Source organism: Achromobacter sp. 01N37, from assembly GCF_056399725.1.
The window spans coordinates 69,642-89,755 of record NZ_JBFTRX010000010.1; the positions used below are offsets into that span (position 1 = coordinate 69,642).

The window sequence follows — 20,114 nt, forward strand, 5'->3', positions numbered from 1 at the left end:
TCGTTATAGCCCCGCCCCAACCATAAGAAAAATTCTTATTTCTTATCCGCTGAATTCGTTTGGCTAATGAGTGGAAACCCTTAAATTCGCACCGACGCCGCGCGGAGCAACGCGTCAAAACGCGCGGGCGCTTCCAGCCCGGGGAAGTGTCCGCAGTCGTCAAACGCCACCCATCTTGCGGCGGGCACGTCATGCAGCAAGGACTGCGCCGGCGTGTGGGCGTGCGTGCGGTCTGCCCCGCCCCACAAGGCGGTGACCGGTTGCGGCGGCGCACTCGCGCCTGCGGGGTGCGCCAACAACGCTTGGTAGGCGTCGGCCAGCAGAAACAGGCCGCCAGCGTCCACGGCATGCAAGGCTGGCGTGGTGAAGGCTTGGCGCAGCGCATCGTCATGCCCCGCGGGCAAGGCGGCGCCATACCAATGCCGCGTGGCTTGCCGCCGGAATGCGCACATGAAACATTGGCCGACCCACGGCGTGCGGATCAGCCCATGCAGATCCGCGCGCCGCGCCCAGCGTTGCGCGTCCGCCAAGGCCGGCGCCTGCTGAAGAATCAGGTGCCGGACGCGCTCGGGATGGCGTGCGGCAAAATCCAGGCCCACGTAAGCGCTCAGGCAGGACATATCCAGCACGGTTTCGGTCAGCCCCAAGCGGTCGAACAACTGATGCAGGGTGGCGCTTTGGCTCGCCAGGCCGAAACGAAACCCGGGGCGTGGCCGGGAATAGCCAAAACCGGGCAGCTCAAACGCCACCACGCGTTGACCCGCCGCCACGCGGCGTATCAGCGGCAGGCAATGTTCGATGACGTTCGGCGGGTCAGGCACGACCACATAGGCGCCCCGGCCGGAACCGTTGCCGCTGTCGAAAACGCGAATCTGCGTATGCGGCAAATCGATGATCTGGCCCACTGCATGCGCAGGCAAACGCGGGCGGCGCCATAGCATCAGGCTGAATCGGGCCATCACCGATACCGGCTGGCCGGCAAGCGCCAAAAATCAAACGCGTGCGGATGCCCGCCATCCGCCACGTGAGACAGCCATTGCACACAGTCCCGCCACAGCCCTTCCTCACAACGGCGGGGGTCGAAGAAGCCGGAGTGGCCCAGGCCGGGCCGGGAGGCAACACGCGCATGGCCGGCAGCTTGAACGTCAAAAGCCGCACGGGCATCAGTGGCCACCAAGTGCGCGCGGATGACGGCGGCGTTCACGTAGAAGTGCTCCACCAAGGCGTCCACGGCGGGCTTGGGTGCGTAGACGACATCGTCATCGAAACTCAGCGACAGGATCGGCGCCCGAAAGCGCCGATGCGCAGACTCCAGCCGTCCGCCTTGCGCATCCGTGTAGCCGCCATTCAGCGTCCAGCGCGCGTAGTCGCGGGCCACGCCGCGCTCAAGCCGATGCAGCCCCATCCATTGCAGCGGCACATGCCCGAACAGGCCCAGGCACAGCGGCACGACGCCCTGGAAGAAGGCCAGCACCGCATACCGGCGCCAGTCGGGCCACCAACGCCAATAGCCTTTTTGGCATCCCACCGCCAGCATCGCGTCGACCCGGTGCGCGTTGGGCGCCAAGGCGGCGATCTGGCCGCCGATGCTATGGCAGATCAACGCAATGCGTGGGTGGCCGAATTCCGCGTCTGCCCAGGCAATCATGGCGGCAAGGTCCTGTTCGCCCCACGCCTGCATCGACACGCGTTGCGCCATGCCTGGCGGAATTGCCGACTGCCCAATGCCGCGGTAATCAAACGTCAGCGCGTGCCACCCCGACTGCGCAACATAGGCCGCCAACGAACGAAAGCGATCCTGCGACGCGCCGGTGGCATTCAGGAAAATAGCGACGCGCGGCGGATGCATGTCCACCCCCTCCGGCGCGACGTAGTGGCGCGCGCTTAGGGGAAATTGATCCGCCGCCAGGATGCGCAAGGCGCGCGGCGCAGAAGCGGGCGCCGTCATTGCGCCAGCAGCCAGGCCGACCCGGCGGGCCACAGCGCGCGGCTGCCGCGGCGGAAGTAGCCGAAATGCCCCAGCGCGTTCAAGCCAAATGCCGACGGGGCAAGCGGCCGGGTTTCGACATTGGCCGACGCATAAAACGCCAGCAAGGCGTGAACGGCAGCGGAAGGCGCCATCCAGTCATCCTCGATGGTGTAGGCCAGAATATTGCCGTTGTACGCCTTGAAGTGTTGCCGCAGCGGCTGCCCGGATTCATCGACGATGTAGTCGGGATGGCGGCACCAGCGCGCCCATTCCCGAGCCACGCCTGGTGGCAGATCCGAACTGCCCAGCCCTAGGCGGCGGGCTGGAAAGCGCGAACAGAGCCGCGTCAACACCGGCAGCACCGCAAACCAAAGCGCGGCCAGCCCCAAGCGGCGTGGCCAAGGCCAATAGCGCCAATAACCGCTTTGACTGCTAACGGCCAACATGCCCGCCGCCTGCCGGTTGTTGGCGGCCAAGCCGAACAACTGTCCGCCCGCACTATGGCCCACCACCAGCAGGCGGTAGCCGGGATGGCGCTGCGTCAGAAAGGCGATGGCGCCCGCGGTATCCGCTTCGCCCCACTGCCGCATCGTTCCGGGTTCTTGCTGGACAGAACGTACGCAGGAATCGCCAATGCCGCGGTAGTCGTAGGTCAACACGGTGAATCCGGCCGCAGCCAGATAGCGGGCGTAAGCGTCGTAATAGCCCCGTTTGACGGCCGTGGCGCCATTTAACAGCACACAGCGCTGATTCGAATCGGCTGGCGCGTAGAGCGTTCCCGTCAATGTTCGCCGGTCGCTGGCCGCAAAACGCACCACGTCACTTTGAATGTTCTGCTCTTCCTGCATGCCGCCCTCCTTGGCTGCGTTGCGCCGTCGCGCCGTCACCGCGGCGAGCGCCGCGGCTCGGGTTCCGGCAGCGCGGCGTGCACCACCTTGGGACGCCAGAACGTCACGAATGAATGCCACATGGCCTCGAACCAGCCTTCGGTTCGATACGGATACCCGTGCTCGTCACAGAAGCGCTTCACGATGGGGCTGATGGCGCGGTAATGCCTGGGGCTGATGCTCGGGAACAGATGATGTTCGATCTGGTATTCAACGCCGCCGCATAGCAGCCGGCCCACTGGCCCGGTCCGGAAGTTGATGGTGGTGGCGGTTTGCAGCATCAGGAAGTTGCCATTCAGCGTGCTGCGGTCGTACAGGCCCGCGGCGGCCGGATAATGCGCGGGTGCAAACAGCGCAAATGCGGCGTAAGACATCGCGGCATAGCGCAGCAGCGTAAACATCAGCACCGCTTCCAGCGTGAAGAACAGGCAAGGCACGCCCACCCAGACCACCCAGTGCAGCATCAGCACCGCCAAATCCGCCCAGTGCGCGCGCGTGCGCTTTGCCGGGTCCGCCAGCCGGCGCAACAGATACCGCCAGCTTTGGAACACCACGCCAAAGGCGTTACCCACCAGCATCAACGGCAGAAAATAGCCTTGGTGTGCGTACCACCAGCGATGCAGGCCGCGCACCCGATGCAATTCGGATTGGTTCAACGCGAACACCGGCGCCAGATTTGCATCGTTATCCACACCAACAATGTTCGGGTGCGGATGATGAATCACCAAATGCTTTTGCCGCCAGTAGTTCGCCGACACCTGGCTGAAGAACGGGTAGCCGAAATACAGAAAGAAGTCGTTCACCCACCGCCGCTTGCTGATGGCGTGATGCGAGGCGGTATGCGCGTTCGTGGTGATACCCATGCTGCCCATGATGATGGCCACAAACGCCAGCAGGCGCACCCACCACGCATCTGACATCGCCAGCGCCGCGACGCCCGCGATCGTCAACCCGACAAACACCAGCCATTCACCGAAGATGGCCCAAGGCGTCCGTTCGCTGAACCCCGCGGCCATGAGCGTATTGCGCAGTCTGGCAAAGTCGCTGTTCGCAGGCATCGCGATGTCTCCTTAAACGCGCTGATACCGGTACGGCGCGTAGTAATCGTTGGTGAACAGCACTTGGTACAACGCGGCCTCGCCCGCCTTCGCGGCCGCAATGCCGCAGCACAGGTAGTATTCCCACATGCGTTTGAAGGCCGCGTCGTAGCGGCTGGCATCCAGCGACGGCGCGTGTGCGCGAAACGCCTCCAGCCAACGCTGCGCCGTGACGGCATAGTGACGAACCAGGTTTTCCGCATCCAGGATGGCCAGGTGGTGGTTCTCTAGCTGCCGGGTGATTGCCGATAACTTGGGCGTATCCGAACCCGGAAAGATGTAGCGCTGGATGAAAGGGTCGTGACGGTTGATGCGCGTGTTGCACCCGATGGCGTGCACCAGACCGCGTCCGTTCGGCCGAAGCGCTTTGGCAAGGGTGCGGAAATATTGCGGGTACTCGCGCCGGGGAAGGTGTTCCAGCATGCCCACGCTGACAACCCGATCAAACACCCCGGCAACCGACGCGTAATCTTGCAGCAGCACTTTCACGCGGTCGCCCACCCCATGCTGGTTGATCAGCGCGTTCGCCCGTTCCCAGTGCGCCAGGCTGTTCGTGACGCCGGTGCCCTTGACTCCGTAGTGCCGCGCCGCATGAATCAGCAAGCCGCCCTTGCCGCATCCCACATCCAGCAGGGTTTGACGCGGCGCCAGCTCCAGTTTCTGGCAAATGCGGTCGAGTTTGTCGTGTTGAAGCGTGTCGATGTCGGCGTCGGCGTTGCGCGCGTAGCCGCAGGAATACACCTGATAGCGGTCGTGCAGGAACGCATCGAACAGGTCTTCGCCGACGTCGTAATGGCGGCGCACATTGCGCGTCTTGCCCGCCAGCAGGTTGCCTGCCAGCAACGCCCCATACCGCAAGGCGTAGCGCCAGTGCCGCCCCGTCTTGCGGTCCATCCGCGCCTTGAGCAAGACCGCCAGCACATCCGCCAACCGGCCGTCATCGACATCGAAGCCGCCTTCCATGAAGGACTCGCCCATGCCCAGGTTGCCCTGCAACAGCACACGCGCGTAGAAGTCAGGCCGGTGAACCCGCAGCACGAGTTCGGCCGCCCCGCTTTGGCCCACCGCGTGACGGCGGCCCCCATCAACGATCAGCAGCGATGCGTCGCGCAGATGCTGGCGCAGCAGGTCAATGAACAGGCGTTCCGCCCGCGACGAAGTGGCCGCCTGCGCCCCTTTCGCCGGAATGGGAAGTTCTGCACCGGTGTTGCTATGCATGCTGAATGCTCCCTTGCCTGATGGCAGTTGAGCAGCAGCTTAGGCGAAATGGACGGCCGTTTTGGCCTTGAACCGGCGTCTGAACGTGAAATCTGAGTCTTCCTATTTCACGCCGCGTGGTGTAGCCCCGGCTCCGCAGGCTTGCGCCAGCGGGGGCTCATGGCGGACCTTACACCGCTGGCTTGCGCCATTGGGGACTCGTGGCGGACCTTACACCGCAGGCTTCAGCCACGCGGGGCGCGGGGCGGCGTCCAGCCAATTCTTGACGATAAGCCCCAGTTCGGTGTCACCCGAAATGCGCAGGCGCCGTTGAAAGAACAAGGTGTCCGCATCGGTGTCGGCGCGCATCAAGCTCAGCAGGTCCGCCATCGTTGCTCCCAGTTCCAGCTCGGCGGGCGCGCCATGCCACATCGGCCGAAACGCCCCGCCCCGCACCCCGAAACTGCTGCGCAGCCCAAGGTCTTCGATGGTAATGGCGAAGCTGCGCCCTTCCAGTTCGGGCGGCGGCGACAGCCATTTGAAGCGGCGCGCCAATTCCAGCCCGGCCACGAAATGCATCGATACGAGCGGCGCGGGCAGGCGCCGCCCCACCTTTGCCAGCAGACCCGGAAACCCCATCGCGACGCTCATGCTGCCGTCTCCAGAAGTTCAATGCCCGAGCGGCCGTAGTAATAGCCATTACAGCGCCCCATCCCTGCGGGCGGCGTCACGGCCCCGGGCACGCCGCCCGCGCGGATCGCATCCAGCGCGGCAATGGCGTCAAGCGTTCCTGCCGACTGCGGATTCACCCGCATAACTTCGACACCCATGCTGGCCAGCTCCCTTGCCTGCGCCAACAAGTCCAGACAGGCGGCGGATTGCACCTGGATGCCGTTGATGCTGAGAAATTCATTGGATTCGCGTGTCCGCATGTCGAGCCCATCGGGGTGTTCAATGCACCGGAATCCGCACTCATCCTTCTTCAAGCGGAAATGGCGCGCGGTAAAGCAGCGCGCCGAAAACGCCAGCGCCATGCGGCCCCACACCAGCACTTCGGCGGCCAGCCCGGCCGGGCGTTCTTCCAGCAGCCGGGCAAGCGTATTGCCATCCATTTCCAGCGGCGCCACAAAGCGTATTGCGCCCAGGCTTGCCAGCCATTGCAGGGTGCCGCCGTGATACGCATTGACGTGCGGCCCCGCCACAAAGGGCCGCCCGCCCAGATGCCGCAGGGCGCCGACTTCACCCGCCTCGATCATGAAGTCTTCTTGCGCGCACAGTTTCTTTAACGCCAGCGCTTCCGCGCCCGTTTCGATCAGCGTGCGTCCCGACAGCACCACCGTCTTGCCCGTGGCGCGCAAGTCCCGCGCCAGGTCCAGCCAATCGCCCGCGCGCAATTCGTGGCGGCGGCTGCACACCGTTTCGCCCACATAGAGGATGTCTGCGGCGCTGTCGGCCAGCTCCGCATAGAAATCCAGTGTGTGTTGGCGTGGCCAGTAATACAGCAACGGTCCAACAGCGATCTGGAAGGCGTTGCGTTCAAGGGTGAGGTTGCGATCTATTTCCATGGCCGTTCGAATGCGCCTTGCGTGACTTGGGAACCTTCTGCGTGGCGCGCCAGCAAGGCGTTCCACTTGGGCAGCGGCGAAAACCGCGCGGCGTCGGCATGCGCGCTGTCCAGCGCCGCCCGCAGCGTGGACACCACTTGCGCGACATACGCCGGGCTGCGCTGCCGCCCTTCTATCTTGATGGCCGTCACCCCCATCTCCGCCAGGCGCGGCAACAGGCCGATGGCGTTCAGGCTGGTGGGTTCTTCCAGCGCGTGGTCGGCGCGCCCTCCGACTTCGAAGCGGCCTTTGCACAAGGTGGGATAGGCGGCAGGCTCGCCCGGTTCGTATCGATCAATCAGAATGCCCGACAGACGCGCGTCCATCCGGCCCCGCGTTTCCACCCATCGCACGGCGTGGGCGGGTGAACAGACGCCTTTGTTATTCGGGGAATCGCCCGTGGCGTAAGACGACAGCAGGCACCGCCCTTCGGCCATGACGCACAGGCTGCCAAAGCCGAAGACCTCGACTTCCACGGTGACGTTGGCGCAAATGCGCGCAACCTCCGCCAGCGTCAACACGCGCGGCAACACCACACGGCGTATGCCGAACTGTTCCTTCATGAGTTCGATGGCGTCGATGTGGGTGGCGGACCCTTGTACGGACAGATGCAGGCGCAGATCGGGGTAGCGGTCGCTGGCATAGGCCAGCAAGCCCGCATCCGCCATGATGACGGCGTCCGCGCCCAGGTCGTGCGCGGCATCCACCGCCGCGCGCCATTCCTTGCCCCTGCCCGCTTGCACAAAGGTGTTGATGGCGAACAGCACCTGCCGGCCGCGCTGATGCGCCAGGTCGACGCCCGTTCGGATATCGCTTTCCGAAAAATTCAGCCCGGCGAAGTTGCGAGCGTTGGTGGCGTTGCGCAAGCCCAGATAGACCGTGTCGGCGCCTGCGTCCAAGGCGGCGGTCAGCGCGGCAAGGCTGCCCGCTGGCGCCACCAATTCCAGGGGATGGGAAGATGTTTCCATGCCTGGCAGTCTAGAGTCCGGCCATCGGCCGGACCTTGTCACAGATCAACATAGCGGCTGACGCGCGAGCCTGCCTACATGGCCGGCTGCGCGTCCGCCGCAATTTTTCGCACCACGTATCCCATCGGCACCCAGCGGTTCTTGTTCGCCACCATCGATACCGTCTCGGTCGCGGGCATGTTGCGGAACTGGGTCGTGAAGATGACGTTCACATATTGCCCTTGCGGCAGATCCACCGGGTCTGTCACGCGCACCACCTGCACCCATTCGCGCCCGGCGTAGCGGCCGACTTCGGTGCGCAACTGGCTCAGATAATCAGACCAACCCTGTTTGTCAACGCGCTGCTTCATGATGTCGCTACTGGCGCCCCACATCTTGTCCGTGGAACCGGCGTCCGACATCGACACCCATTGCTTGGCGGCCGACACCGCGCTGTCCAGCGACGGGTCCGCGGCCAGCGCCGGCGCAGCCAAGGCCATGGCGCTGCACAACACGCTGGCGCGCACGCCACGAGAGATCAGGTTCGTCTGTTGCATAAGTCCTCGCTATGAAAAGAAAAGCACCGCACTGACAGGTTCACCCCGGCTGGCAAAGGCAATGCCTTGCCAGCCGGCGCACCTTCACCACTGAAAACCTGCCCCAACGACCGCACCGAACGTACCGCGCGTGTTCGTGGAACCCGACATCTTGTAGACCCACTTGCCGTTGCCCGACACCGTTGACAAGCCCATCGCAAAGCCTTGCTGGCCGTCGTACGTGCTGCCCGCGACAGAGAACATGCCCCGGCCCGGCAGATAAGCCTGCGCCAACCCCGCCACCGCCATCGCCGTGGCGGTGCCGCCCGACGCGTCGCGCCGGTAGCGGTCCATATCGTTGCGCAGGTTCTGGAACTTGCCGTCGGTGTAAGCGTTGGACTGCTGCACCGCGCCGCCCAAGCCCGCGTTCAGTTGCTGCACGTTGACGGCGTCGTTGTCCTGCACCCCGTCGGCCACATTGCTCAACGTGACCGGGCCGCCCCCATTGCCCAGCGTGATCCGGGAATAATCCACCGCCTTCGTGCCCGGCGTGGTGGCGTACTGCACCGTGCCCTGCTTGGATGCGTTCAACTGCTGCACGTTGACGGCATCCGTCTCTGCCGTGCCGGCGGCGACGTTGGTCACCTGCCGTTCCTGGCCCGCCGCGCCGACCGACACCACATTCTCGCGGCCCCCGTCCGAGCTGCCCGCGCCCAGCGCCACGGAATTGGCGCCTCGGGACTGCGCGCCATTGCCCAGCGCCGTGCTGCCTGCCGCCGATGCCACCGCCCCCGCGCCGCCTGCGGTAGACTCTGCGCCCGTTGCCGTGGGCGCCGGCGTGGGGCTGGTCTGGTTGACCTGGAACATGCCGCTGCCGCCCTGCGTCAATCCGCTATTGACCGTGGCAATCTGCTGGTCGGTATAGAGATTGGCCTGCGTCACCGCCCCGTCCAATTGGCGCAGGTTCACGGCGTCCGTCGCGTTCTGCGCATCGGCAACGTGGCTGACGGTGCGTTCGGCCCCCGTGTCGCCCACCGACAACGTGCCCGCTATCGTGTTGGACACGCCTGAGTATTTGCCGGTATAGACCGGTGCTGCCCCCATGTTGGCCACCGCCCCGGCGCCCAACGCCACATCGCCCGCCTGCTGGGCCTGTGCGCCTGCACCCAGCGCCAGGCTCTTGTCGCCGGTGGCGGCAGCGGTGGAACCCAGCGCGACGCTGTTGTCGCCACTGGCCCCCGCACTTGCCCCCAGCGCCATCGACTGCGCCCCATTGGCCAGCGCCGACGTGCCCAAGGCAATGGCGGACCCCAGGGCCGAGCGGGCGGACGAGCCGATCGCGATGCCGTTGGGCGCCGTGCTGTCCACTTCCGCGGCCAGCCCCATCCCGATGCCGGCGTCACCATTGACGATGGCCTCCGGCCCCACCGCGATGGCATCCGCCCCCACCGCCAACGCATCGGCCTTGGTGCTGTCAACGTGGAAGTACTTGATAGGCGTCACGGTGACCGCCGCGATTGCGCCCTGCAACTGGCGCACCGTCACAGCGTCTTGCGCCTGCGTGCCGTCCGCCACGTTGATGACCTGGCGCAGCATGCCCGGCGCACCCACCGAGAAGGCCCCCGGCGTAACGGCCCGGGTAAGTGCCCGCGTAACGGACGCCCGGTCAGAGATAGACCCTTGCCCGATGGCGATGCCGCCATCCACGGTGGCTTGCGTATTCGCGCCCAGGGCCAGACTGCCCGCGCCGCTTGCCTGTGCGTTGTAGCCAATGGCGGTCGCACCTTGTCCCGTTGCGTACGCATCCATCTGCATCAGGCCTGTGTCGTTGGTGCGCTCGTATCGAACCCCTTGCCCATTGATGGCCGGGTCAGTCTTGCCGGCAAAGCTGTTCACCGTTGACACAAGCTGGGTCACGGTCTGGTTGGTGGCGTACAACTGCGATCCGTTCACGGCGTCCCAGCTGCTGGAGGCCAGCACGCCCGGCGCAACCCGCGTGATGATGCTGGGGCCGCCAATGCTTCCGTGTGCGGCGGAGTACGCACCGACGCCGCTGTTGGCCGTGGGGTCCCACATCAAGGCATCCGTGCCCACCTGTCCGATTCGCGTGCTCACCTGCGTCAGTTGCCGCACGTTGACCGCATCCGTCAGGTCGCTGCCCGGCGCCACGTTCGTTACTTTGCGCAGATTGCCCGCGGACCCTACCGACACTTCGCCAGCCGAGCTGATGGTGCCGGCCAAACCGAAGGCCACGTAGCCAGTCTGCGCCCCCACCGCGACGACGGACCCTTGGCCCAACGCCACGTTGGCGCCCGTCAACCCGGCCGTGATCTTGGCGCCCTGACCCAGCGTCGTGGAATTCGCCACGCCGTTGTCGCTGGCTTGGTTACCCAGCGAGAGCGAGCCCGCCCCCGTCGCCAACGCGCCAAAGCCGCCGGCCGCACTGTTCGCGCCCGATGCCAGGGGTTGTGCGGACGTCACTGTGGCGTCGGCCACGAGCGGCCCCGCCCGGCCGCTGCTGATGTTGGAAACCAGCGTATCCAGCCCGCCAATCGCCGTGCCCAGACTGCTGTAGGTGTTACCCTGCACGGTATAGCTGGGCGCCGACACGGTACCCGTGGCCGGGCTATACACCGCGCCGCCTCCCAGACTGGACGCAACGCTCGCACCCAGCAGCGCCGCCGAGCCCTTCAGTTGGCCGACGTTGACCGCGTCGGTTGAGCCACTGCCCGCCGCCACATTGGTGAGCTTGCGTTCCGCGCCCGCCACGCCCAGCGACACCTCGCCTGCCGAGCTTTGCACGGCGCTCAGGCCGAAGGCGGCGTAATTGCTCTCTGCGCCGATGGCCGACACCGCGCCTTGCCCCAACGCCACGTTCGCCCCGGCCAGGCCGGCAGTGATGCTTGCACCTTGGCCAAGCACGGTCGAGTTGGCGACGCTGTTGTCCGTGGCTTGATTGCCCACGACGGTGGACGCCGCCCCGGTTGCCGACGCCCCAAAGCCCCCCGCCGCGCTATCCGCGCCAGCGGCCAGCGCCTGTATCGTGTTGACGCTGTCGTCCGACACGAACGGGCCGCCCTTGCCGCTGCTGATGGTGGTCACGGCGCTGCTGATGCTGGTCACGGCATTGTTGACGCTGGTGACCGCATTGTTGACGCTCGTCACTGCCGTGTCCAAACCGCCGATGGCGCTACCCAAGTTCGAATAGGTGCTGCCTTGCACGCCATAGCTGGGTGCGGTGATGGAACTGGTTGTCGGGTCGAAGGTCGAGCCGCCACCCAAGTTGGATGCCATGCTGGAACCCAAGGTGCTCAGGCCGGTCGTTGCGGCGTTGGCGACGCCCGTCAGTTGGCTGACGTTGACGGCGTCCGTTCCCGCGCTGCCCGCTGCCAGGTTCGTGAGCTTGCGTTCGAAACCTGCCGACCCGATCGATACTTCCCCGCTGGAGCTTTGCACTGCGGACAAGCCGATCGCGGTGTAGCCGGTCTCTGATCCAACTGCTGCGGTCGAAGCTTGACCCAACGCTACGTTCGAACCCGTCAAACCAGCCGTGATCGTCGCACCTTGACCCAGCACCGTCGAATTCGCAACGTTGTTGTCAGTGGCTTGGTTACCGACAACCGTCGACGCCGCACCCGTCGCCGACGCGCCGAAGCCACCCGCCGACGCATCTGCACCCGACGCAATGGCTTGCGCCGTCGTCACGCTGTTGTCGGAGACGAACGGCCCGGTCTTGCCACTGCTGATGTTCGCCACTGCATTGTTGACGCTGGTCACGGCGTTGTTGACGCTAGTCACCGCCGTGTCCAAGCCGCCGATGGCGCCACCCAAGTTCGAGTAGGTATTGCCTTGCACGCCATAGCTGGGTGCGGTGATGGAACCGGTTGTCGGATCGAAGGTCGATCCCCCGCCCAAGTTGGATGCCATGCTTGAACCCAAGGTGCTCAGGCCAGTCGTTGCGGCGTTGGCGACGCCCGTCAGTTGGCTGACGTTGACTGCGTCCGTTCCTGCACTGCCCGCTGCCAAGTTCGTCAGCTTACGTTCCGAACCTGCCGACCCGATCGATACTTCCCCGCTGGAGTTTTGCGCTGCGGACAAGCCAATGGCGGTATAGCCCGTCTCTGATCCGACTGCGGCGGTCGACGCTTGACCCAACGCGACGTTCGAACCAGTCAAACCAGCCGTGATCGTTGCGCCTTGGCCCAGCACCGTCGAATTCGCAACGCTGTTATCGGTGGCTTGGTTACCAACAACGGTCGACGCCGAGCCCGTCGCCGACGCGCCGAAGCCGCCTGCGGACGCATCCGCACCCGACGCTGCCGCCTGCACCGCCGTCACGGTGTTATCCGACACGAACGGCCCGGTCTTGCCACTGCTGATACTGGTTACTGCATTGTTGACGCTAGTCACCGCCGTATCCAAACCGCCGATGGCGCCGCCAACATTCGAGTATGTCGACCCTTGCACGCCATACGTCGGCGCAGTGACTGTCTGGCCGACCGGGTCATAGGTCGCCCCCCCGCCCAAGTTCGATGCCACGCTTGAACCCAAGGTGCTCAAGCCCGTCGTTGCAGCGTTAGCGACGCCCGTCAGTTGGCCCACGTTCACGGCATCCGTAGACGCACTGCCGGCTGCCAGATTCGTGAGCTTGCGTTCCGAACCTGTAGAGCCGATGGATACTTCCCCGCTGGAGTTTTGCGCTGCGGACAAGCCGATCGCGGTGTAGCCGGTCTCTGATCCAACTGCTGCGGTTGACGCTTGACCCAACCCGACGTTCGAACCGGTCAGGCCGGCAGTGATCGTCGCACCTTGACCCAGCACCGTCGAATTCGCAACGCTGTTATCGGTGGCTTGGTTACCGACAACGGTAGACGCCGCGCCCGTCGCCGACGCGCCGAAGCCGCCTGCGGACGCATCAGCACCCGACGCAATGGCTTGCGCCGTCGTCACGCTGTTGTCGGAGACGAACGGCCCGGTCTTGCCACTGCTGATGTTCGCCACTGCATTGTTGACGCTGGTCACGGCGTTGTTGACGCTAGTTACTGCCGTGTCCAAGCCGCCGATGGCGCCACCCAAGTTCGAGTAGGTATTGCCTTGCACGCCATAGCTGGGTGCGGTGATGGAACCGGTTGTCGGGTCGAAGGTCGAGCCGCCACCCAAGTTGGATGCCACGCTTGAACCCAAGGTGCTCAGGCCGGTCGTTGCGGCGTCAGCGACGCCCGTCAGTTGGCTGACGTTTACACCGTCTGTCCCTACACTTCCCGCTGCCAGGTTCGTGAGTTTGCGTTCCGAACCTACCGACCCGATGGATACTTCGCCGCTGGAATTTTGCGCTGCGGACAAGCCGATCGCGGTGTAACCGGTCTCTGATCCGACTGCTACTGTGGAGCCTTGACCCAACGCTACGTTCGAACCCGTCAAACCAGCCGTGATCGTCGCACCTTGACCCAGCACCGTCGAATTCGCAACGCTGTTGTCGGTGGCTTGGTTACCGACAACCGTCGACGCCGCGCCCGTCGCCGACGCGCCGAAGCCACCTGCCGACGCATCTGCACCCGACGCAATGGCTTGCGCCGTCGTCACGCTGTTGTCAGAGACGAACGGCCCGGTCTTGCCGCTGCTGATGTTCGTCACGGCATTGTTGACGCTGGTCACGGCGTTGTTGACGCTGGTTACTGCCGTGTCCAAGCCGCCGATGGCGCTACCCAAGTTCGAATAGGTATTGCCTTGCACGCCATAGCTGGGTGCGGTGACCGCGCCAGTTGTCGGATCGAAGGTCGATCCCCCGCCCAAGTTCGACGCCACGCTTGCACCCAAGGTGCTCAAGCCCGTCCTCGCCGCGTTAGCGACGCCCGTCAGTTGACCCACGTTCACGGCATCCGTAGACGCACTGCCCGCCGCCAAATTCGTAACCTTGCGTTCGACGCCTGCGGAGCCCAGCGACACCTCACCGCTGGAGCTTTGCGCCGCCGCCAATCCGATGGCCGTGTAGCCGGTCTCTGCGCCCACGGCCGCCGCCGAGCCTTGACCCAATGCCACGTTCTCGCCCGTCAGGCCCGCCGCGATCATTGCGCCTTCGCCCAGCACGACCGAGTTCAGCACGCCGTTGTCGGACGCCAGGTTGCCCACGACGGTTGAACCATCACCCGTTGCCGACGCGCCAAAACCGCCTGCCGCCGCGTTGATGCCCGACGCAACCGGCTGCGCGGCCGTGACATTGCTGTCCGCCACAAAGGGGCCTGCCTTGCCGGTGCTGATGCCTGCCACGGCGGAATCCAGCTGGCTCAGCGCGCTGCCGACGCTGCTGTAAGCGCCGCCTTGAATGCTGTAGCTGGGGGCTCCGACTTGGCCGGTGCCCGCGTTGTAGCTCGCGCCGCCGCCCAGACTGGTTGCCAGACTGGTGCCCAGGCTGGACGCCGCGCCGCGCAATTGTGCAACGTTGACCGCATCCGACGATGCGCTGCCGGCCGCCACGTTGGTGATCTTGCGGCGGCTGGCCGCCGTGCCGACCGACACTTCGCCGCCAGAGGTTTGCGCGGCCGACAAGCCAAAGCCGCTGTAGCCCGTCTCGGCTCCCACCAAGGCAGCTGAGTCTTGTCCCAACACGACGTTGGAACCCGACAACCCTGCCGCGACCGATGCGCCGCGTCCCAATATCGACGAGCCCGCCACGCCGTTGTCGGTAGCCAGGTTACCTATCACCGTCGCGTCCGCACCGGTGGCCGACGCGCCAAAGCCGCCCGCACTCGCGTTCGCACCGGATGCCACCGCCTGCGTCGCGGTGACGCTGTTGTCCGACACAAAGGGCCCGGCATCACCCGACATCAAATTGGCCAGGGCGGTGTTCGCGCCGCCCAACGCCGCGCCCACGTTGGCGTACGCCGTGCCTTGGATCGTGTAGCTGGGCGCGCTGACCGTGCCAGCCGCCGCACTGTAGGCCGCGCCGCCGCCCAGGTTCGTAGCGATGCTCGAACCCAGGTTCAACGCCGCGCCACTCAACTGCGCGACGTTGACCGCATCGGTCAACGCGCTGCCGGCCGCCACGTTGGAGATCTTGCGACGGCTGGCCGCGGTGCCAACGGACACCTCGCCCGCCGAGTTCTGCGCCACGCCCAGTCCGAAAGCGGTGTAGCCCGTCTGAGACCCCGAGGCCGCCAACGCTCCTTGGCCCAGCGCCACGTTGGCACCCGACAAGCCTGCGGCAATCGATGCGCCCTGGCCCAACACCGTCGAATTCGCGACCCCGTTGTCCGTGGCTTGACTGCCGGCCACGGTCGATGCCGCGCCGGTGGCCGACGCGCCAAAGCCGCCGGCACTCGCGTTTGCGCCGGATGCCACCGCCTGCGTCGCGGTGACGCTGTTGTCGGACACAAAGGGCCCGGCATCGCCCGACATCAAATTGGTCAGGGCGGTGTTCGCGCCGCCCAACGCCGCGCCGACGTTGGCGTACGCCGTGCCTTGGATCGTGTAGCTGGGCGCGCTGACCGTGCCAGCCGCCGCACTGTAGGCGGCGCCGCCGCCCAAATTGGTGGCGATGCTCGACCCCAGGTTCGACGCCGCGCCGCTCAACTGCGCGACGTTTACCGCGTCGGTCAACGCGCTGCCGGCCGCCACGTTGGTGATCTTGCGCAGTCGCACGCCCGATCCCACTGACACTTCGCCCCCGGACGTCTGCGCGGCCGACAGGCCAAACGCGGTATAGCCCGTTTGCGAACCTATTGCGGCCGACGACCCTTGGCCCAACGCCACGTTCGCGCCCGCCACCCCCGCGGCAACGGATGCCCCCTGCCCCAAGACCGTCGAATTGGCGATGCCGTTGTCCGTGGCCAGGTTGCCCACCACCGTCGACGCCACGCCAGTGGCCGACGCGCCAAATCCGCCCGCGCTGGCGTTTGCGCCAGACGCGACCGCCTGCGCCGCGGTGACGCTGTTGTCTGACACAAAGGGGCCGGTGTCACCCGACACCAGGTTGGTGATGGCCGTGTTCGCGCCGCCCAGGGCCGCACCCACGTTGGAATACGCCGTGCCTTGAATCGTGTAGGCGGGTGCGCTGACCGTCCCCGCTACGGCGTTATACGTCGCGCCGCCGCCCAGGTTGGTGGCGATGCTGGTTCCCAGGTTGGACGCCGCGCCTGTCAACTGCGCGACGTTCACCGCGTCCGTCAACGCACTGCCGGCCGCCACGTTGGTGATCTTGCGGCGGCTGGCCGCCGTACCCACCGACACCTCGCCCGCTGAGTTTTGCGCCGCCGCCAAACCGAATCCCGTATAGCCGGCCTGCGACCCCACCGTTGCCGCGGACGCACGTCCCAAGACGACGTTGGACCCGGTTAGCCCGACCGTCACCGACGCGCCTTGGCCCAGAATCGTGGAGTTGGCGACCGCGTTATCCGTGGACTGGTTGCCCACGACCGTGGACGCCACCCCCGTGGCCGACGCGCCAAAGCCTCCCGCCGCTGCGTTTGCCCCCGACGACACGGCCTGCACCGTTGTCACGCTGTTGTCCGACACAAAGGGGCCGATCTTGCCCGTCACCAGATTGGTCAGCGCCGTGTTGGCGCCGGTCAATGCCGTGCCGACGTTGGTGTAGGTCGTGCCTTGAATGGTGTAGCTGGGCGCGCTGACCGAGCCCGTGGCGCTGCTGTAGGCCGCCCCGCTGCCCAGGTTGCTGGCCATGCTGGTGCCCAGATTGTTGATGCCCGAGTTCGCGGCGCTGGCCACGGCCGTCATCTGCTGCACCGTCACCACGTCGTTCGAATCCGAGCCGTCGGCGACGTTCTTGATCTGGCGCTTGGCCGAGGGCGTTCCTACCGAGACGGCACCCGCGGCCATGTTCGCGGTGTTGTTGAAGGCGATGCCGGTGACGGGGCCAGCCGTGCTGGGCGAGACCACGCCGCTTGTCACCACGTTGGCCAAGCCCGTTGCGCCCGCCCCCAAGGCGATGGCGCCCGCCACACCCGACGTCGCCCCGTTGCCCAACGCGATGGCGTTGGCCGCCGAGGCTTGCGTGGCCGCGCCCAAAGCGATGCCGCCGCCACCCGTGGCCGCCGCCGTCCTGCCGATGGCGGTGTCGTTGATACCCGTGGCGCTGGCGCTACCGCCGATGGCGATGGCGTCGGTGCCTGTTGAACCCGAGTTGGCCCGGGTGTTGCTGCCCACGCCCGTGACGGTGGAGTTGGCGTTGAAGTAGTTGGTCGGCGTGGGCGCCGACGCCGACACTTGCTGCGCCACTGCGAACAGCTGAGACCCGTTGACGGCGTCCGTGCTGGTGGAACTGAGCAGGCCGGTCGCCACGCCCTGTATCCGGCGAGCCGTGCCCAGGCTCCCCACACTGACTACGCCCGTCGGCGTCACCTGCCCGCCCAGGAAATTGTAGGTATTGCCGCTGATGGTGCTGCTGCTGTAGGCGGTTGTACCGGCGGTAATGGCAGACGGGCTGGCTGTCGTGATGGCGTTGCTACCCAGCGCCACCGAGTTCGCGACGTTTGCTGTGGCCAAATATCCGAATGCAACCGTGCCGTCCACCGTCACGTTGTTGCCGGCCAGATAGCCGCCCGCGACGTTGAAGTTGCCGCTGACGTTCTGGCCCGAGCTTCGGCCAATGGCCGTGTTGAAAGACCCCGAGGCAGCCATGCCTGATTGCGCGCCAATTGCGGTATTGCTGCCGATGCTCGCGTTGAGGCCGCCACCCGCCAGATACCCGATGAACGTGTCCTGCGCCGCCATCGCCACGGACTGATCGCCGATCGCGATCGACGAGACCCCCACGGTTTTGGCTTGCGGCCCCACCGCCACCGAGCTCGCCCCCCCGGCATTGCCCAGATAACCCAGCATGACCGAATTGGCGCCGCTGGCAGCGCCTTGGTAGCCAATGGCGATGGCTTGTCCTGCGGTCGCGCTGGCCTGATACCCCAACGCGATGGTGCTGCCTGCCGTGGCGGAAGAACCGGAACCCATCGCAATCGACGCTAAGCCCGTCGCCGTGTTCAAGTCGCCGATGGCGACGGCGCCTTGCCCGGTTGCCGGGTTGGTATTGCCAATCGCCACCGCGCCGCGCCCTGCCGCCGTCGACGACAAGCCTGCGCCAAACGCGCCGCTGCCCCCGTTCGCCTGTGACGATGATCCCAGCGCAATCGCCCCGGTGGTCGATGCCGAGTTGCCGCTGCCGACCGCCAGTGCGCCCGTCGCCGTCGCGCTGTTGTTTGCGCCCACGGCGACCGCGCCCGTGCCCGTCGCCGTGTTGGGGTCGCCGATGGCGACCGCGCCATCCCCCGACGCGATTTGTTGGCGGCCAATCGCAACCGCTGCGCCCAGCGCCGTCGCGCTGTTGGCCGATGTGTTTGACGAGCCTATTGCCACGTTCTGGCCGGTTCCGTTTGACGAGACCCCATCGCCCACAGCAATGCCAAACACGCCCGTTGCCTGCGCGCCCCGCCCGATAGCGATACCGGACGTCGCTGCGATGCTTACCGACGACTGTCCGCCGATGGCAATGGCATTGGTGGCCGCCGCGTTGGCGCCGCTGCTGGTGTTGCCGCCCAGCGCGACCGCGCCCAGCGCCGTGGCGCGCGCGTTATTGCCCACCGCCAGCGAGCTGCTTCCGGTGGCCTGCGCGCTATTGCCCAAGGCCGTGTCATTGGTCGGCGAACCTATTGACGCCCCCGCGATGGCGTTGGCGCCCAACGCCAAGGCGTTCTGGTTGTAGGCCTGCGCGTTGACGCCGCCCGCAAAGGCGGACGCGCCCAGCGCATCCGCAGAGGTCCCCAACGCCACGGCACCCGTTGCGGTAGCCGTGCTGGAAACTCCGATGGAAATCGTCGTGTTGGCCGATGCAATTGCGCTCTGACCCAACGCCACGGCACTGGTACCCGCCGATGACGCGCCCGTGCCAAGCGCCACCGAACCGCTACCGCCCGCCGTCGCCCCTTGCCCCAGCGCCGCGGCGCTGGTGTTGGACGCGATGGCCCCCGCGCCGACCGCCACCGAGTTGTTGCCGGTGCCGCTGGCCCCCGCCCCGAAGGCCGTGGCGCTGGTGCCGCTGGCCACGACCAGCGCCCCCACGCCCGTCGCCGTGCTGCCCGTGACGTTGGCCAGACGCCCCACCGCAACCGAGTTCGAGCCCGTGGCGATGGACGCATCGCCCACCGCGACACTGACGTTCATGGCCGTAGCGCCGAACCCGCCGCCGATCGCGATGGAGTTGGCATCCACCGTGGCCGGTGTCAGCCCGCCAGTCGTAATGGGGCTGATCACCATGCCTTGAATGGCCGTACCCGCCCAGACGGGCCCGGCTATTGCCGCCACCACCATCCATGGCGCCGCCCTCTTTCCTGCACGGCGGATGGCTGCCAGACGCGCGCCGCGGTTGGCTTTCCCCCGGGTCTTCGTCAATTCGGAGACGGCAACCCAAGCACCAGCAATCTCGCTCCACACAAGGCTATAGATCTTGTTCACGGCCACTCTCCATTGACGAATTGCGCCATCCGCAGGCAGTCATTCAAAGCCGATTCAATTAGTAAGAATCAGAGTTTTTTCTCAAACAAATTTCCAGATTGATGGGCGGAATCCTAGTGAGCGCACCGATGCCGACTTGTGTTGTCTAGCAATCACCTGAAACCCGATATAAATATCGTTTGATTAATCAGATAACTGAATTGAATCCATAGGGATGTAGTGCAGTGGCCAGCGCGCAGGCGAACGCAGCCGCCACGCCAAGCATCAGCACAGTGAACACGGTGGAAAGGGTGATGGGGACGGGGTTTGACGCGTCAACGCCCATCAATCAGAACGCGTTTATTGATGGGCGTGAGGTAGATGCCTAAAAGGCGTTGATGCTTACAGGCGATAAAACAAGGAATATCAGAAATGACAGAATTC

10 protein-coding genes are annotated in these 20,114 nt (G+C 65.7%); all 10 read right to left on the reverse strand.

From position 1 onward, the window contains the following. Window positions 1-80: 80 nt before the first annotated feature. On the reverse strand, window positions 81-959 hold the full coding sequence (locus AC1DSJ_RS20495) for an alpha/beta fold hydrolase (protein WP_441372016.1): 879 nt from the start codon (window positions 957-959) through the stop codon (window positions 81-83). Continuing rightward, complete coding sequence (locus tag AC1DSJ_RS20500) at window positions 959-1,948, reverse strand: alpha/beta hydrolase family protein (RefSeq protein WP_441372017.1); 990 nt, start codon at window positions 1,946-1,948, stop codon at window positions 959-961. The genes AC1DSJ_RS20495 and AC1DSJ_RS20500 overlap by 1 nt, the downstream gene beginning before the upstream one ends. Next, the gene (locus AC1DSJ_RS20505; RefSeq protein ID WP_441372018.1) at window positions 1,945-2,817 is read right to left on the reverse strand and encodes an alpha/beta hydrolase family protein; all 873 of its coding nucleotides are present in this window, start codon (window positions 2,815-2,817) and stop codon (window positions 1,945-1,947) included. The genes AC1DSJ_RS20500 and AC1DSJ_RS20505 overlap by 4 nt, the downstream gene beginning before the upstream one ends. A gap of 35 nt (window positions 2,818-2,852) precedes the next feature. After that, on the reverse strand, window positions 2,853-3,914 hold the full coding sequence (locus tag AC1DSJ_RS20510; RefSeq protein ID WP_441372019.1) for a fatty acid desaturase family protein: 1,062 nt from the start codon (window positions 3,912-3,914) through the stop codon (window positions 2,853-2,855). A 12-nt stretch (window positions 3,915-3,926) separates the two neighbouring features. Further along, on the reverse strand, window positions 3,927-5,171 hold the full coding sequence (locus AC1DSJ_RS20515; protein ID WP_441372020.1) for a class I SAM-dependent methyltransferase: 1,245 nt from the start codon (window positions 5,169-5,171) through the stop codon (window positions 3,927-3,929). 210 nt (window positions 5,172-5,381) lie between these two features. Then, the gene (gene ubiT, locus AC1DSJ_RS20520) at window positions 5,382-5,801 is read right to left on the reverse strand and encodes a ubiquinone anaerobic biosynthesis accessory factor UbiT (RefSeq protein WP_054427732.1); all 420 of its coding nucleotides are present in this window, start codon (window positions 5,799-5,801) and stop codon (window positions 5,382-5,384) included. Beyond that, window positions 5,798-6,715, reverse strand: a complete 918-nt coding sequence (locus AC1DSJ_RS20525) for a U32 family peptidase (protein WP_441372021.1) — start codon at window positions 6,713-6,715, stop codon at window positions 5,798-5,800. Before AC1DSJ_RS20525 ends, ubiT begins: the two co-directional genes overlap by 4 nt. Then, entirely contained in the window at window positions 6,706-7,722 is a 1,017-nt protein-coding gene (ubiU, locus tag AC1DSJ_RS20530; RefSeq protein WP_441372022.1) for a ubiquinone anaerobic biosynthesis protein UbiU, read from the reverse strand. The genes AC1DSJ_RS20525 and ubiU overlap by 10 nt, the downstream gene beginning before the upstream one ends. A 74-nt stretch (window positions 7,723-7,796) precedes the next feature. After that, entirely contained in the window at window positions 7,797-8,258 is a 462-nt protein-coding gene (locus AC1DSJ_RS20535) for a DUF4019 domain-containing protein (protein ID WP_175168564.1), read from the reverse strand. A gap of 84 nt (window positions 8,259-8,342) precedes the next feature. Next, on the reverse strand, window positions 8,343-19,691 hold the full coding sequence (locus AC1DSJ_RS20540; protein WP_476760381.1) for an ESPR-type extended signal peptide-containing protein: 11,349 nt from the start codon (window positions 19,689-19,691) through the stop codon (window positions 8,343-8,345). Window positions 19,692-20,114: the final 423 nt, after the last annotated feature.